12 protein-coding genes are annotated in these 15,335 nt (G+C 76.3%); 7 read left to right on the top strand and 5 right to left on the bottom strand.

What is annotated here, in order from left to right; all coding sequences use genetic code 11:
* Positions 1-27 precede the first annotated feature (27 nt).
* On the bottom strand, positions 28-2,445 hold the full coding sequence (locus ACI8AD_RS14385) for a transglycosylase domain-containing protein (protein ID WP_456871206.1): 2,418 nt from the start codon (positions 2,443-2,445) through the stop codon (positions 28-30).
* 159 nt (positions 2,446-2,604) lie between these two features.
* Positions 2,605-3,015 (bottom strand): DUF5318 family protein, encoded by a 411-nt coding sequence (locus ACI8AD_RS14380; RefSeq protein ID WP_456871205.1) that lies wholly within the window; start codon positions 3,013-3,015, stop codon positions 2,605-2,607.
* A gap of 156 nt (positions 3,016-3,171) precedes the next feature.
* Between ACI8AD_RS14380 and ACI8AD_RS14375 the strand changes: the two genes are divergently transcribed.
* From ACI8AD_RS14375 to ACI8AD_RS14365, 3 genes are all read left to right on the top strand, one after another.
* A complete protein-coding gene (locus ACI8AD_RS14375) occupies positions 3,172-3,792 on the top strand; it encodes a PadR family transcriptional regulator (protein ID WP_456871204.1) in 621 nt (206 codons plus the stop codon).
* 107 nt (positions 3,793-3,899) lie between these two features.
* A complete protein-coding gene (locus ACI8AD_RS14370; protein ID WP_456871203.1) occupies positions 3,900-4,979 on the top strand; it encodes an inositol-3-phosphate synthase in 1,080 nt (359 codons plus the stop codon).
* 114 nt (positions 4,980-5,093) lie between these two features.
* Positions 5,094-5,855 carry a hypothetical protein gene (locus ACI8AD_RS14365; RefSeq protein ID WP_456871202.1) on the top strand — a complete coding sequence of 254 codons (762 nt, stop codon included), beginning with the start codon at positions 5,094-5,096 and terminating at the stop codon, positions 5,853-5,855.
* Between the two features lie 134 nt (positions 5,856-5,989).
* Here ACI8AD_RS14365 and ACI8AD_RS14360 read toward each other — a convergent pair whose 3' ends face one another.
* Positions 5,990-6,652 carry a YqgE/AlgH family protein gene (locus ACI8AD_RS14360; RefSeq protein ID WP_456871201.1) on the bottom strand — a complete coding sequence of 221 codons (663 nt, stop codon included), beginning with the start codon at positions 6,650-6,652 and terminating at the stop codon, positions 5,990-5,992.
* 63 nt (positions 6,653-6,715) lie between these two features.
* On the opposite strand from ACI8AD_RS14360, the gene ACI8AD_RS14355 reads away from it, so the two are divergent.
* Positions 6,716-8,005, top strand: coding sequence for an MFS transporter (locus ACI8AD_RS14355; protein ID WP_456871200.1), 1,290 nt, complete (start codon positions 6,716-6,718; stop codon positions 8,003-8,005).
* On the opposite strand, the gene ACI8AD_RS14350 is transcribed toward ACI8AD_RS14355, so the two are convergent.
* Together ACI8AD_RS14350 and ACI8AD_RS14345 are read right to left on the bottom strand one after the other, a co-directional pair.
* Positions 8,002-8,754, bottom strand: coding sequence for a matrixin family metalloprotease (locus tag ACI8AD_RS14350; RefSeq protein WP_456871199.1), 753 nt, complete (start codon positions 8,752-8,754; stop codon positions 8,002-8,004). The genes ACI8AD_RS14355 and ACI8AD_RS14350 overlap by 4 nt on opposite strands.
* Positions 8,755-8,853: 99 nt before the next feature.
* Positions 8,854-10,308, bottom strand: coding sequence for a CCA tRNA nucleotidyltransferase (locus ACI8AD_RS14345; RefSeq protein WP_456871198.1), 1,455 nt, complete (start codon positions 10,306-10,308; stop codon positions 8,854-8,856).
* A 42-nt stretch (positions 10,309-10,350) separates the two neighbouring features.
* On the opposite strand from ACI8AD_RS14345, the gene ACI8AD_RS14340 reads away from it, so the two are divergent.
* From ACI8AD_RS14340 to murJ, 3 genes are all read left to right on the top strand, one after another.
* Positions 10,351-10,827, top strand: a complete 477-nt coding sequence (locus ACI8AD_RS14340; RefSeq protein ID WP_456871197.1) for an NUDIX hydrolase — start codon at positions 10,351-10,353, stop codon at positions 10,825-10,827.
* Between the two features lie 97 nt (positions 10,828-10,924).
* A complete protein-coding gene (locus tag ACI8AD_RS14335; RefSeq protein WP_456871196.1) occupies positions 10,925-13,219 on the top strand; it encodes a DUF6049 family protein in 2,295 nt (764 codons plus the stop codon).
* Positions 13,216-15,279 (top strand): murein biosynthesis integral membrane protein MurJ, encoded by a 2,064-nt coding sequence (gene murJ, locus ACI8AD_RS14330; RefSeq protein WP_456871195.1) that lies wholly within the window; start codon positions 13,216-13,218, stop codon positions 15,277-15,279. The genes ACI8AD_RS14335 and murJ overlap by 4 nt, the downstream gene beginning before the upstream one ends.
* The last annotated feature ends 56 nt before the right edge of the window (positions 15,280-15,335 follow it).

Raw genomic sequence — 15,335 nt, 5'->3', positions numbered from 1 at the left:
CTCACCGGGTCAGTGTGCCCGGGACGGTCAGCCGGTCGGTTGCGGTTCCGGCTGCGTCGTCGGGGCGGCCGGTGCGGGCTGGCCGTTGGCCCAGCCGTTGCCGTCGGTGCCGTCCTCACCGCCGAGGGTGCCGCTGACCGGCGGCTCCACGACCTCCGTGGGTTCCTCGGGGGACCCGGTGTCCGGCGCGGTCGGCGGCGTGGTGGGCGCCGGTGCCGTCGTCGGTGCCGGGGCCTCGGTCGTCGCGGGCGCGGACGGCTCGGTCGGCTGCGCCTGCGTCGGCGGGGCCTGCGTGGTCGGCGCCGCGACGCCCTCGCCGGTGTCCCCGCGGATCTTCGGCGAGTCGGGCAGGTCCTCCTCCGGCGTGCCGGCGAGGGCGGTGTCCATGAACTGCTGCCAGATGGCCCCGGGCAGACCGGCGCCGTAGACGATCTGGCCGGCGGCGTTCTCGATCGGGACGGTGGGCGAGTCGTTGCCGATCCACACCGCCGCCGACAGCGAGGGCGTGTAGCCGACCATCCAGGCGTCGGAGTTCTCCGAGCCGTTGAGGCCCTGCGTACCGGTCTTGCTGGCCACCTCGCGGCCGCCGTCGAGCGCCCGGCGGGAGTACTGCGCGACGCCCTCGAGGGCGAAGGTGGTGTCGTTGGCGACGTCGGGGTCGATGACCTGCTCGCCCGGGCCCTCGCCGCTCTCCAGCAGCACGGTGCCCTCGGAGTCGGTGACCCGGGCGACGAAGTGCGCCGGGCGGTGGACGCCGCCGTTGGCGAGGGTGGCGAAGCCGACGGCCTGGTCGATCGGGCGCATCTCGTACTGGCCGATGCCGATCGACCCGCCGGTGGCCCCGGTCTCGGGGTCCGACAGCGTCCGGGCGTCGTCGAGCGTGCCGCCGGTGACGGCCGGCCACGTCTCGGGCAGGCCCGTGGCGCGCAGGATGGTGTCGCGGACGTTGTCCGGGCCGACCTCGTAGGCCAGGCCGTAGTACGTGGTGTTCAGCGACCGCGTCATGGCCTCGACCAGGGTGCAGGCGCCGCACTGGGCGTTGCCTGAGTTGCGCACCGGCAGGCCCGGGCGGTCGGGGAACTCCTGCGGCGAGCTGCCGTCGCGGCGGGAGTTGACGCCGATGCCCTCCTCCAGCGCGGTGGCCAGCACGTAGGGCTTCACCGACGAGCCGGGCTGCCGGCGCGCCTGGGCGTAGTCGATCGCCCCGTCGCCGGACCCGACCGGACCGCCGTAGTAGGCGCGCACCGCGCCGGTCCGGGGGTCGACGGCGACCAGCGCCTCCCGCAGCGGGTCGGGCTCGCCGTCCATCACGTCGTTGACGGCGGCGACCGCGGCGTCCTGCGCGGCCTTGTCCACGGTCGTGGTGATGCGCAGGCCGCCGGCGCGGATCTGCTCCTCGGAGTAGCCGCGGGCCTCGAGCTCGGCGATCGCCTGCGAGACCACCAGGCCCTCGGGACCGGTGGGGATGCCCAGCGACGAGGACTCCGGCCGCGGCAGGACCGGCGGGTAGACGGACGCGTCGCGCTCGCCCTGGGTGATCCAGCCCTCCTCGACCATGGCGTCGAGGACCAGGCCCCAGCGATCCTGGGCGCCCTCGGGGTTGGCCTCGGGGTCGTAGGAGCTCGGGCTGCGGACGAGGACGGCGAGGACGGCGCCCTGCTGCGGGGTCAGCTGCGCGGCGGGCACGCCGAAGAAGGTGTTCGCCGCGGCCTCGATGCCGTAGGCGCCGCGGCCGAAGTAGATGGTGTTCAGGTAGTTCTCGAGGATCTCGTCCTTCGAGTACTGGTTGTCGAGCTTGACGGCCAGGAACAGCTCCTGGAACTTGCGGCTGAACGTCTGCTCGTGGGTGAGGAAGGCGTTCTTGACGTACTGCTGGGTGATCGTCGAGCCGCCCTGCGTCGAGCCGCCGGTGAGGTTGTTCCACGCGGCCCGGACGATGCCGGTCAGGGAGATGCCCGGGTCGGAGTAGAACTCCCGGTTCTCCGCGGCGAGGATGGCGTGGCGGGCGCCCTCGGAGACCTCGCCGAGGGCGACGTTGGTGCGGTTGGTGTCGCCGAGCCGGCCCATCTCGGTGGTGCCGTCGGCGTAGTAGACGACCGTCGTCTGCGCGTTCTGCACCGAACTGGGGTCGGGCACCTCGGTGGTGGCGTAGACGACGCCGACGAAGACGCCGAGCAGCACGAACAGCCCGGCGACGGTCGCCAGGGCGATCTTCAGCCGGCGACGGCGGCGCTGCTTCTTCGTCCGCGCCTTCTTGCCGCCGGGCTTGCCGCCGGCCGGGCGGGAGCCGGTGGGCCGGGAGCCGCCCGGGCGCGACCCCCCCGGCCGCCCCGCGGTCGGGCGGCTGCGCCCACTGCCCGCTCCGCCGGTCGCGCGGGCGGCCGGCGGGCGACGGGGCGGCACGCCGGACGGGCCGACCGGCGAGGTCTCGTCGTGGGGAGGCACCAGGGAGCCCCTCCTCGGTAGTCGGTGGGCAGGACGGGATCCGGCCCAGCGTGGCGTTCTCGGCTGTGTGCGCCGGGGAGGACGCGCGAGGCGCGCCGCACCCCCGGGGCGGGTGTGACGGACGGGTCCGCCGGTGTGGCAACCGCCGGACCGGCGGAGTTAGTCCGTGGCAGCGCGACGACGACGGCGCGGCTGCCGGCCCGGGTCGGGCTCGGCCCCGAGGACGAAGGAGCAGTCCAGGTGGTTCCACCCGCACCCGCGGCACACCTCGACGGTGTACACGGAGAACTCCTCCTGAGCGGCGTCCATCCGGACGAGCTCCGCCTCGGTCTTGGCCTGGCCGGACACGTGGCCCAGCCCTTCACCGTAGACGTAGTTGACCAGGGAGAGGCGCTCGCGGCGGCAGACCGGGCAGGGGAGGTCGGTCTGCTCCCCGTGGTACCGCGCCGCACGGGTCAGGTACGGACTGGCGTCGCAGACCTCCGAGAGCCCGGTGCGCCCGGCCTGGACGTCGCGCAGCACCGCTCGCCGGTGCAGCGAGTAGTCCACGACGGAGCGACGTCCGGGCACGGCGCCAATGTACGCAGGTGCACCAGTCGGCAGGTCCTCTCCGGCGGCGTCCCGCGGCCCTCCGGGCGGCCCGTCCCCGATCGGGCGACCTCCCTCCGGTTGCCCTCCCGTTCCCCTCCCGATGTATCGTCCCGATACATCGACCGGCAGGGACCGATGGGGGGCGAGGTGCTCGAGTTCGCCATCCTCGGGTTGCTGCAGCAGTCCCCGATGCACGGCTACGAGCTGCGCAAGCGGCTCGCGGAGGTCCTCGGCGGGCTGCGCAGCATCTCCTACGGGTCGCTGTACCCCGCGCTCAAGCGGTTGCACGCCGCCGGGCTCGTCACCACCGACGAGCCCGACCGGCGGGCGCCGCTGCCGGCCGACGCACCGCCGTTGACCGGCCGGCGCGGGAAGGTGGTCTACACGATCACCGCGGAGGGCAAGGAGCGCTTCGCGGAGCTGGTCAGCCAGGCCGGCCCCGAGGCGTACGACGACGACCGGCTGTTCGGCGTCCACCTCGCCTTCTTCCGGCACACCGCCGCCGACGTGCGGCTGCGCATCCTCGAGGGGCGCCGCCGCACGGTCGAACGGCAGCGGGACGGCCTGCGGTCCTCACTGGCGCGGACCCGGGAACGGCTCGACCGCTACACGCTGGAGCTGCAGCGCCACGGCCTGGACTCGGTCGACCGCGAGGTGCGCTGGCTGTCGGAGCTCATCGACAGCGAGCGCCGCCGGCCCGAGCCGGACCCGGACCCGGCGAGCCGGACCGGGGAGGACCGACCACGGCACGACTGACCACGGCACGACTGCAGGCACCACCGGCTGCGCCGCCACCGCAGCCACCGCCAGGACCGGAACGGTCCCGCGACACGGACCACCCGGTCCAGGGAGAAGGGAACACCATGGGAGCTGTCAAGGTCGCCATCGTGGGCGTCGGCAACTGCGCCGCCTCGCTGGTGCAGGGCGTGCACTACTACCGGGACGCCGACGAGACCACCTCGGTGCCGGGCCTCATGCACGTCCGCTTCGGTGACTACCACGTCTCCGACGTGCAGTTCGTCGCCGCCTTCGACGTCGACGCCAAGAAGGTCGGCCGCGACCTCTCCGAGGCGATCGTCGCCAGCGAGAACAACACGATCAAGATCTGTGACGTGCCCCCGCTGGGCGTGACGGTGCAGCGCGGCACCACCCTCGACGGCCTGGGCAAGTACTACCGGGCCACGATCGAGGAGTCCGACGAGCAGCCGGTCGACGTCGTCGCCGCCCTGCGCGAGTCCGGCGCCGACGTGCTCGTCTGCTACCTGCCGGTCGGCTCGCAGCAGGCCGCCGAGTTCTACGCGCAGGCCGCGCTCGACGCCGGCGTCGCGTTCGTCAACGCCCTGCCGGTGTTCATCGCCGGGACGAAGGAGTGGGCGGACCGGTTCACCGCCGCCGGCGTCCCGATCGTCGGCGACGACATCAAGAGCCAGGTCGGCGCCACCATCACCCACCGGGTGCTGGCCAAGCTGTTCGAGGACCGCGGCGTGCAGCTCGACCGCACGATGCAGCTCAACGTCGGCGGCAACATGGACTTCAAGAACATGCTCGAGCGCGAGCGCCTGGAGTCCAAGAAGATCTCCAAGACCCAGGCCGTGACCAGCCAGGTCGACCGCGACATGGGCACCGACAACGTGCACATCGGCCCGTCGGACCACGTGCCGTGGCTGTCGGACCGCAAGTGGGCCTACGTGCGGCTCGAGGGTCGCGCCTTCGGCGACGTCCCGCTGAACCTGGAGTACAAGCTCGAGGTCTGGGACTCCCCGAACTCGGCCGGCATCATCATCGACGCCGTCCGCGCCGCGAAGATCGCCAAGGACCGCGGCATCGGCGGCCCGATCCTGTCGGCGTCGTCGTACTTCATGAAGAGCCCGCCGGTGCAGTACGACGACAGCGAGGCCCGCGACGCCGTCGAGGCCTTCATCCGGGGCGACGTCGAGCGCTGATCGCGCCGCACCGACCGCACCGGGGCCCGTCCTCCGACCCGGAGGGCGGGCCCCGGTGCGTTCCGGGCCTGTCGGGGACCGCACGGGGCCGCGGCGCTGCTTACGCTGGCCGCCATGCCGCGCCGCCTCCTCGCGTCCGCGCTGGTCCTGCTCGGGGCGGGGCTGGCCGGCTGCTCGGACGACGAGGCCGACCGGCAGCCGGGTGACCCGGTGACCGCCGCGCAGGCCGAGGTGCTGGCCGGGCTCCTCGCGCGCGGTGTCGAGGAGGGCGGCGGCGCCGACGTCGTCGCCACGGCACCCTTCGGCGAGGAGGGCCTGCTCACCCTCACCGGCGAGGTCGACCTGGCCGGGGCCGCCGGCCGCGCCCGGGTGGTGACCTCCTACGGGGACGGGCGGCCCGACGACGTCCGCACGCTGTTCTTCACCCGCGAGCAGGTCTGGTTCGGCGACGTGCCGGGTCTGCCCGAGGCGCTGGCCGCCGCCGGCCTGCCCGACGTGCCGTTCGTGCGCCGGCCGCTCGCCACGGGGCCCGACGCGGTGCCGCTGACCGACGTCCTGGTGCAGGTGGTGCTCAACCTCGGCGCCGAGGAGCCCGACGACGCGGCGGCGTTCCTCGGCGGGACGGCGACCTGGGAGGGGCAGCGGTCGATCGACAGCCGGCTGGCGTCGGTCTACGCGTCGGAGGCGGGCTGGTCGGTGGCCGTCGACGACAGCAGCGACCTGCTGGTGCAGTTCGAGGCGGAGCTGCCCGGCCAGGGGACCGAGGTGACGGTGACCCTGGCCGACCACGGGCCGCGGACGATCGCGCTGCCGGAGGACGGGCAGACCCTCGACGCGCTCGCGCACCCGGAGGTGGCCGCCGTCCTGGGGCTGTGACGGTCCCTGGACATGGGGGGAGGGGGCGGCCTCTTCCCCAGACCGCCCCCTCCGGGCTCTTTCCTACCAGACCCCGCGGTCGCGCGCAGCACCGTGGCGTGTCCGGCGGCGCCGGACTCCCCCGGGCGGGTGGGTCAGTTCGCGGACGGGTCGGCCGGCGCCGTCGACAGCACGGCCAGCCGGCCGGTCTGGCGGGCCAGCACCGCGCGCCACAGCTCCGGGCCGGACAGCCCGCTGAGGACGTCGCCCGGCGTGCCCGGCACGCAGGCCCACGCGCCCTCGGCGATCTCGGCGGCCAGCTGACCTCGGGACCAGCCCGCGTACCCGGCGAACACCCGCAGGCCCGCGACCCCGGTGTCGAGCGCGTCCGGGTCGGCGTCGAGGTCGACGAGGTAGACGTCGCCGGCCACCCGGCGCAGGCCGGCCGGCTCCTCGCCCTGGCCGGGGCAGGTGGCCAGGCACAGCGCGGTGTCGGTCTCGCAGGGACCGCCGACGTGGAAGACCCCCGGCTCGACGGCGAGGTCGCACCAGCCGGGCAGCACGTCGCGGATCTCGACCTGGCTGGGCCGCCCGAGCACGACGCCGAGGGTGCCGCTGTCGTTGTGGTCGAGCACGTAGACGACGGTGCCGGCGAAGTTGGGGTCGCTCAGCGCGGGCATCGCGACCAGCAGGGACCCCGGGCCGACGTCGTCGAGCGTGCCGGTGGACAGCGTGGGGACCGCCGGACGACGTCGCCCCCGGGCCGCCCGGGCGGGGCGGCCGGAGTCGGGGTCGGGTGACGCGGGCACCGAGGACATCGGATCCAGTGTGCAACAGTCCGGCGGCCGAGGGTGGACGAGGCCGCGCCGTACGGTGATCGGGTGCAGCAGGCCGACACCAGCGTCCGGCACCTGCTCGCCCGGGGGGACTTCCGCCGGCTGCTGGCCGCCCGCCTGCTCGCCCAGTCCGGCGACGGCGTGCTGCAGGCCGCCCTCGCCGGGACCGTGCTGTTCAACCCGCAGCGCGCCGCCGACCCGGTCGACGTGGCCGCCGCCTTCGCCGTCCTGCTGCTGCCGTACTCGGTGGTCGGGCCGTTCGCCGGGGTGTGGCTGGACCGGTGGAGCCGCCGCCAGGTGCTCGTGCGCGCCAACGTGCTGCGCGCCGGGCTGGTCGCCGTCCTCGCCGCGCTCGTGCTCGCCGGCCAGGCGGGCGTGCCGTTCTACGCCGCCGGGCTCGCGGTCTTCGCGGTCACCCGGTTCCTGCTGGCGGCGCTGTCCGCGGCGCTGCCGCACACCACCGACGCGGCCTCGCTGGTGCCGGCCAACGCGCTGTCGACGACGTCGGGGGCGGTGGCCACGGTGACCGGCGGCGTCCTCGCCCTGGGCCTGCTGCAGCTGGGCACGGCCGGGGACGCCGCCTACGCCGCGGTGGCGCTGTCCGCGACGGTGCCCTACCTGGCGTCGGCCGCCGTCGCCGCCGGGTTCGGCCGCGAGTACCTCGGCCCCGACTCGGGCGTCCGCTCGGCCCGCCTGCCGGCGCGGGCGGTGCTGCGCGGGATGGTCGCCGGTGCCCGGCACGTGGCCCAGCACCCGCCGGCCGCCGCGGCGCTGGCGGCCATCACGGCGCACCGGGTCTGCTACGGCCTGCTCACGCTGATGACCCTGCTGCTGTACCGGAACACGCTGACGGAGTGGACCGGCCCGCTCCCGGGCGGGCTGGCCGGGCTGGGCGTGGTGCTCGCGGCCGGGTCGGCCGGCACCCTGATCGCCGCCGTGGCCACCCCGCCGGCGGTGCGGCGGCTGGGCACCCGGGGATGGGTGGTCGCGCTGCTGGCCGGCGGCGGCGTCCTGCAGCTCGTGCTCGGCCTGACCTTCACGGCGCCCGGGTGGGTGGCCGCCGGCCTGGTGCTCGGCGTCGTCGCGCAGGGCGTGAAGATCTGCGTCGACGCCACGCTGCAGCGCTCGGTCGACGACGACTTCCGCGGCCGGGTGTTCTCCGTCTACGACACCCTGGTCAACGTCGCCTACGTGGCCGCCCTGGTGGCCGGCGCGCTGCTGCTGCCCGAGTCGGGGCGGTCGGTGACCGGGTTGCTCGTCGTCGCCGCGGTCTACGCCCTCACCGCCGTCGGCTACGCCGCCGCCACCCGCACGCACGCCTCCGACCGGGTCTAGAGGCGCGGCTCGCAGGGACCCCGGCCGAGCCGGGCGAGGCCCGCGCGGTCGCCGGGACCCAGGTCGACCTGGCCGTCGTTGACCGCGTGCATCAGCTCGCCGGCGTCGTCCACGTGGGCCAGGCCGACGACGTGGCCGAGCTCGTGCACCAGGACGGCGCGCAGCGCGGCACGGCCCGGCGCCGACGTCACCGCGGCGGCGGCCCAGTCGGCGTCGACGAGCACGCTCCCGGTGACGTAGACCGCCGGCCCGCCCGCGGAGGCGGCGTCGCTGCCGCCGCGCGCGGCGATGCCGCCGCCCACGTCGGGGGTGTCCGCCGGCGGCTCGAAGGAGACCAGCACCGGCGCCCAGCGGTCGCCGTAGCGGGCGGGCTGGCGCGCCGGGCGGTCGCGGGTGACCCGCTCGTCGGTGCGGCCGTCGTAGGCGAACCGCAGGCCGGTCGCCGCGGCGATCTCCCCGACGGCGCCGGCCAGCAGCTCCTCGGCGCCCGGCGGGGCGTCGCCGGGGCGCAGCACGTAGTGGACGACGCGGCAGGGGTCGTAGGCGACCGGGGTGACGCCGTCGTCCTGGTGGTGCAGGAACGCCCAGCTGCCGGACCCGGTCGGAGCGGGCGGCGCGACGTCGTGAGGCCAGGCGGCCGAGGGCTCGCGGACCGGCCACGACAGCAGCGCCAGCACCAGGCAGGCGACCGTGACGGTGCGCCGGCGCGCTGTCGCGCCGAGCACGCGGCCGTGCGGTCGACCGTGCACCCGCGCCCCCGTCCTCCCGGTCCGGCCGTCGGTCCTACCGGCGCGGGGCGGGGCGGGGGAGACCGCGCGGGGGAGGTGTCACCCGGGCGGGTGAGGGCGCTACGAGCGGGCGGCCCACCAGGCACGCAGCTCCGCCTCGGCCTCGTCGGGGTCCAGCGGCCCACGCTCGAGGCGGAGGTCCTTCAGGAAGCGCCACGCCTCGCCGACCTCGCGGCCCGGAGGGAGGCCGAGGATCTCCATGATCGCGTTGCCGTCGAGGTCGGGCCGGACGCGAGCGAGGTCCTCGGCCTCCGACAGCTCGGCGATCCGCCGCTCCAGGGAGTCGTAGGTGGCCGACAGCGCCGCGGCCCGGCGCCGGTTGCGGGTGGTGCAGTCGGAGCGGACCAGCTTGTGCAGCCGCGGCAGCAGGTCACCGGCGTCGGTGACGTAGCGGCGCACCGCGGAGTCGGTCCACTCACCCCGGCCGTAGCCGTGGAAGCGCAGGTGCAGGAAGGTCAGCCGGGCCACCGCCTCGACGACGTCCTTCGGGTAGCGCAGCGCGGTCAGCCGCTTGCGCACCAGCTTGGCGCCGACCACCTCGTGGTGGTGGAAGGAGACCCGGCCGCGGGGCTCGTGCCGGCGGGTCGCGGGCTTGCCGACGTCGTGCAGCAGCGCTGCCAGCCGCAGCACCAGGTCCGGCGACGGCGCCTCCGGGTCGGCCTCCTCCAGCGCGATCGCCCGGTCCAGGACGGTCAGCGAGTGGCTGTAGACGTCCTTGTGCTGGTGGTGCTCGTCGATCTCCATCCGCAGCGCGGACAGCTCCGGCAGGACGACGTCGGCCAGGCCGGTGGAGACGAACAGCTCCAGCGCCGCGCGGGGGGCGTCCTGCAGCAGCGTCCTGCTCAGCTCGGCCTGCACCCGCTCCGGGGTGATCCGGGCCAGTTCCCCGGACATCGCGGTGAGCGCCTCGAGCACCTCGTCGACCGGGGTGAGGCCGAGCTGGGCGACGAAGCGCACCGCGCGCAGCATCCGCAGCGGGTCGTCGGCGAAGGAGTCCGACGCCGCCCCGGGCGTGCGCAGCCGGCTGGCCAGCAGGTCGCCGAGGCCGCCGAAGGGGTCGGTCACCGTGCGGTCGGGACCGAGCGAGACGGCCATGGCGTTGACCGTGAAGTCGCGGCGGGCGAGGTCGTCGACCAGCGACGTCCCCCAGGCCACCTCCGGGTCGCGGGAGATCCGGTCGTAGCGGTCGGCGCGGAAGGTGGTGATCTCCACCCGGGTGCCGCGGATCTCGGCGCCCACCGTGCCGAAGGCGATGCCCTGGTTCCACGTGGAACCCGCCCAGCCGCGCAGCAGCCGCAGCACCTGCTCGGGGCGGGCGTCGGTGGTGACGTCGAGGTCACCGGGCGGCAGCGCCGACCGGCTCCCCGCGGCGAGCAGCGCGTCGCGCACCGATCCGCCCACGAGGTGGGCCTCGAAGCCCGCCGCGGCGAACCGCTCGCCCAGCTCTCCCAGGACGGGGGAGACGTCGACGAGGTCGCGCACGGTCTGCTGGACCGCCGGGGGCACACCGGACACGACGAGCCAGGGTAGTGCGGTCTCTCGCGCTACCCTCCTGGCATGGGAGGGACCGGTGGACGAGGCCGCCCCGGCCGCCGACTGCGCCGGGTCGACGAGACCTCCGCCGGGGGACTGGTGGTCGCCGACGACGGCATCTCCGGTCCCCGCGCCGCGCTCATCGGTCGCACCGACCGCCGCGGCCGGCTGCTGTGGTCGCTGCCCAAGGGCCACATCGAGGAGGGGGAGACCCCGGAGGACACCGCCGTCCGGGAGGTCGCCGAGGAGACCGGGATCATCGGCGAGGTCCTCGCCCCGCTCGGGATCATCGACTTCTGGTTCGTCGCCGAGGGCCGGCGCGTCCACAAGACGGTGCACCACTTCCTGCTGCGCGCCATCGGAGGTGCCCTGTCCGACGCCGACGTCGAGGTGACCGAGGTCGCCTGGGTGCCCCTCGACGAGCTGAGCGGCCGGCTCGCCTACGCCGACGAGCGTGCGCTGGTCGAGCGCGCGCCGGCGCTGCTCGCCGACAGTGCGTGACCGCGCGCGCGAGGTCCGTCCCAGGCACAGCACCCCCGCACCCGGGGCCGGCCGGCGCGGGAGGGCCCGGACGCGCCCCGGCGCCTCCGTCCGCCGGGTGCTGACCACGGCCCTGCTGGCCGTCCCGCTGCTCACCGGCCCCGGACCGGCCGCGCCGGCCGCCTCCGCCGCGCCGCCGCTGCCGCTCCCCGCGGCGCCGGCCACCCCCGCCCCGGCCCCGCCCCCGGCGGTCGACCCGGAGCGCCCGGTGACGGTGGAGCTGACCCGCCTCGACCCGCGCACGGTCGCGCCCGGCGGCACGGTGACGCTGGCCGGGACGCTCACCAACGGCGGCGCGGAGACGCTCACCGACCTCGGCGTCCGCCTGCAGCGCGGCGACGTCGTCACCACCCGGGCCGGGCTGCTCGCCACCGACGCCGACCCCGACGCGCTGTCGGCCGCCTCCACGCCCTTCGTGCCGGTGCCCGGCGAGCTCGGCCCCGGCGCCTCGCTGGACTTCAGCTACACGGTGCCCACCGCCGACCTGACCGTCGACCGCGACGGCGTCTACCCGGTGCTGCTCAACGTCAACGCCACCGGCGAGGACCGCACCCAGCGTCGGGTGGGCGAGGTGACCACCTCGGTGATCCAGCAGAGCGCCGCGCCGCCCGCCGCCACGGCGGTGGCCTGGCTGTGGCCGCTGGTCGAGCGCACCCACCGCGACGCCTCCGGCGACTTCGTCGACGACGACCTCACCGCCCTGGTCTCCGACGGCGGCCGCCTCGACCGGGCGCTGCAGGTGCTCGAGCGGCTGCCGACCGTCCTCGCCCCGGGTGCGCTCGACGCCGTGCCCGTCGCCCCGGTCACCGTGGCCGTCGACCCCGCGCTCGTCGAGGAGCTGTCGGTCATGGCCGAGGGGTCCTACGACGTCGCGGGCGAGGAGGACGCCGGCACCGGCACCGAGGCCGCGGCGGCCTGGCTGGAGCGGCTGCGCGCGGTGGCCGCCGACCACCCCGTCGTCGCGCTGTCCTACGGCGACGTCGACGCTGATGCGCTGCAGGCGGCCGGCCTGCCGGCCGCGCTCACCCGCAGCCTCCCCGCCGCGGCCGCCCCCGCCGGGACCGCGGGTGACACCCCCGACGGCACCGACGACGGCACCGACGAGGGCACGGTCTCCGCCGCGTCCCCGGGCCCGGCCGGCGCGGCGCTGCTGGAGGACGTCCTCGGCGTCGCCCCGCGCACCGACCTGTCCTGGGCGGTCGGCGGCTCGCTGCGCCCGGAGACCCTCGGGACGCTGCGGGAGGGCGGCGTCGAGCGGGTCGTCGTCGCCTCCAGCGCGCTGTCGGCCGGCGAGGCCGTCCTCGGCGTCACCGGCGGCGGTGCCGCCGCCCGCACCACCGTGCCCGGCGCCGACGGGCCGGTGGAGGCGCTGGTGGCCGACAGTGGCCTGTCCGCCCTGGCCGGCGCCACGCGCAGCACCGCCGGCGGGCCCCGGGTGGCCGAGCAGCGGTACCTCGCCGAGCTGGTGCTGCTCTCCTCCCAGCCGGTGGCCGACCCGGCCGGGCAGACGGTGCTCGTCGCGCCGCCGCGCGACGTCGACCCCGACCCCGAGACCGCCGCGGCGATGGTCGCCGACACCGCGCTGCCGGGTCTGCGCCCCGTCTCGCTGGCCGACCTGGCCGCCGGCCCGGCCGTCGACGCCGGCACGCCGCTGGAGCCGGCCGACGCCGCGGTGCTCGACCCCGAGGGCCTGGTCGACGTCGTCGCCGCGGCCCGGCTGCGCGACGACCTCGCCGGCGCCGTCGCCGGGGACCCGGCCACCGAGCTCGCCCCCCACGACGCCGCCCTGTCCCGCACCGCCTCGGCGTCCTGGCGCGACGAGCCGGCCGCCTTCCGGGCCGCCGCGGCCGACCTGCGCGCCACGATCGACGACCTGCGCCAGGAGGTCACCCTGATCGCGCCGGCCGACGGCACCTACAGCCTGGCCTCCACGGACGCCCCGCTGGCCCTCACCGTGCAGAACGACCTGCCCTTCGCGGTGCGCGTGCTCCCCGTCGTGCGCACCCGCGGCAACGTGGGCCTGACCTTCGGCGAGGTCCGCCCGCAGGAGGTGGCGCCCGGGGAGCGGGCGCTGCTGGAGGTGCCCACCCAGGTGACCCAGTCCGGCCGGTTCGCCGTCACCGCGACCCTCACCACCCCGGGCGGCCGGCCGCTGGGCGACGACGTGGAGATCCTGGTGCGCAGCACCGCCTACGGGACGATCTCGCTGTCGATCACCATCGGCGCGGCCGCGCTGCTCGGCCTGCTGTTCCTCCGCCGCGGGGTGCTCTTCCTGCGCCGCCGCAGCCGGGGCGAGCACGACGCCGCCGACGCCGCCGGGACGGCGTACCCGCCCAGCCGGAGCCCGGTGTGACCGGCCACCCGCGCAGCGAGGAGGAGGCTCCCGCGCAGCGGCCGCTGCCGCCGGTGCCGCCGGCGTCCGCGGCCCGGGAGCGCTCCGCCCGGCCCCCGCTGCCCCCGCCGCCGTACCCGGTCGCGCCGCCGCCGGAGTCGCGGCTGCCGTCCCCGCCGGCCCGTCGGCCGGTGCCGCCCGTCCCGCCGCCGGTCCGCCCGCGCCCCGGCGCCGCGCCGGAGCGCACCGCGGCCGACCGGCCCGTCGCCGGGCTGCCGCAGTCCGGCGCGCCCCTGAACGGGGAGGTGCGGCGCGCCGCCCGGCCGCTGCCGCCGGTGCCGCCGCCGGTGCGGCACCGCTTCCTGCCGGCCGAGGAGACCCAGGTCCTCCCGATGCTGGTGCTGCCGCCGGTGCCGCGGGCGCCGGAGGGGGAGACCGAGGAGGAGGCCCGCGAGCGCGAGGGCACCCCCGGCGCCAGCCGGGGCATCCTGCGCGCCGCCGGCACGATGGCGGTGGCCACGCTGGTCTCCCGCGTGACCGGGCTGCTGCGCACCGTCGTGCTGGCCGCGGCGCTGGGCGTCGGCCTGGTCAACGACGCCTACAACACCGCCAACACCCTGCCCAACATCGTCTACGAGCTGCTGCTCGGCGGCGTGCTGACCTCGGTCATCGTCCCGCTGCTGGTGCACGCCCAGGAGCGCGACCGCGACGGCGGCGTCTCCTACGCCCAGCGGCTGTCCACGGTCGCCATCGCCGGGCTGGTCGTGGTCACCGCCCTCGCCGTCGCCGTCGCTCCGGTGCTGACGGCGCTCTACGGCATCCAGGGCGACCCCGATCAGGTGCGGCTGGCCAACTGGCTGGCGCGGATCCTGCTCCTCGAGATCGTCTTCTACGGCATCGGCGCGCTGGCCCAGGCCATCCTCAACAGCCGCGGCGTCTTCGGGCCCCCGGCGTGGGCGCCGGTGCTCAACAACGTCGTCGTCATCGCCACCGGCGTGCTGTTCGTCATGGCCGCCGGCCCCGGGGAGCTCACGCCGCAGACCATCACCCCCGGCCAGGTCTGGCTGCTCGGCGGCGGCACGCTGCTCGGGATCGCGGTGCAGGCGCTGGTGCTCGTCCCGCTGCTGCGCCGCGCCGGCGTGCCGCTGCGGCCCCGGTGGAACCTGCGCGGGATCGGCCTGCGGGAGGTCGGGAACCTGGGCCTGTGGGTGCTCGGCTACGTCGCCGTCAGCCAGGTCGGCGTGGTGGTGGCCACCCGCATCGCCAACGCCGCCACCCGGGAGGGCGGCCTGGGGTCCAGCGCGCTGGCCATCGCCAGCCTGCTGTTCCAGATGCCCTACGGGATCATCGGCGTCGCGCTGCTGACCGCCCTGGTGCCGCGGATGAGCCGCGCCGCCGCCCGCTCCGACGTCCCCGGCGTCGTGCAGGACCTCTCCCTGGGCACCCGGCTGTCGGCGCTGGGGCTGCTGCCGGTGTCGGCGGCGCTGACCGTGCTGGGCCCGGAGCTGGCCACCGTCGCGTTCGCCCGCGGCAACACCTCGGTGGCCGAGGCGCAGGGCATCGGCGCGGCGCTGGCCGTCGGCGCCTTCGGCCTGCTGCCGATGGCGGTCACGCTCCTGCAGCTGCGGGTCTTCTACGCCATGAAGGACGCCCGCACGCCGACCCTCATCCAGGTGGGCATGGTCGCGGTCCGGGTGCCGCTGCTGCTGCTCGTGCCCGTGGTGGTCGGGCCCGAGCACGTCGTCGCCGGGCTGATGCTGGTCACCAGCGTCACCTACGTCGCCGGCTGGGTGTTCGGGCACGTCGCGCTGCAGCGCACCCTCGGGGGCCTGCGCACCCGCGAGACCCTCGGGCCGCTGCTGCGGATGGTCCTGGCCGCCGTCGTGGCCGGGCTGCTCGGCTGGCTCGTGGCCGGGGTGACCGAGGACGCGTTCGGGTCGTCGACGGGAGGCTCGCTCGCCACCCTCGTGATCGGTACCGTGGTCGTCGGTGTCACGGCCCTGGCCGGGTTCGTGCTCGCCCGTGTCCCGGAGCTCCGGGGTCCCCTCGCCGCCGTCCGCGGGCGGCTGGGGCGCGGATGAGCACCGACCGGCCGGCACCCGGGGACACCGGCCCCGGGGCAGCGCGCCACCGGCCG

The organism is Geodermatophilus sp. SYSU D00766, from assembly GCF_054049915.1.
The sequence above is the reverse complement of the archived record's forward strand: the minus strand, read 5'-3'. Positions and strand labels throughout refer to the sequence as shown.

What these genes read in the sequence shown, in the direction of transcription:
- ACI8AD_RS14375 (WP_456871204.1), top strand. Translation starts at nt 3,172, where the DNA reads ATGGGGGGCGAGGTGCTCGAGTTCGCCATCCTCGGGTTGCTGCAGCAG.
- ACI8AD_RS14370 (WP_456871203.1), top strand. Translation starts at nt 3,900, where the DNA reads ATGGGAGCTGTCAAGGTCGCCATCGTGGGCGTCGGCAACTGCGCCGCC.
- ACI8AD_RS14365 (WP_456871202.1), top strand. Translation starts at nt 5,094, where the DNA reads ATGCCGCGCCGCCTCCTCGCGTCCGCGCTGGTCCTGCTCGGGGCGGGG.
- ACI8AD_RS14360 (WP_456871201.1), bottom strand. Translation starts at nt 6,652, where the DNA reads ATGTCCTCGGTGCCCGCGTCACCCGACCCCGACTCCGGCCGCCCCGCC.
- ACI8AD_RS14340 (WP_456871197.1), top strand. Translation starts at nt 10,351, where the DNA reads ATGGGAGGGACCGGTGGACGAGGCCGCCCCGGCCGCCGACTGCGCCGG.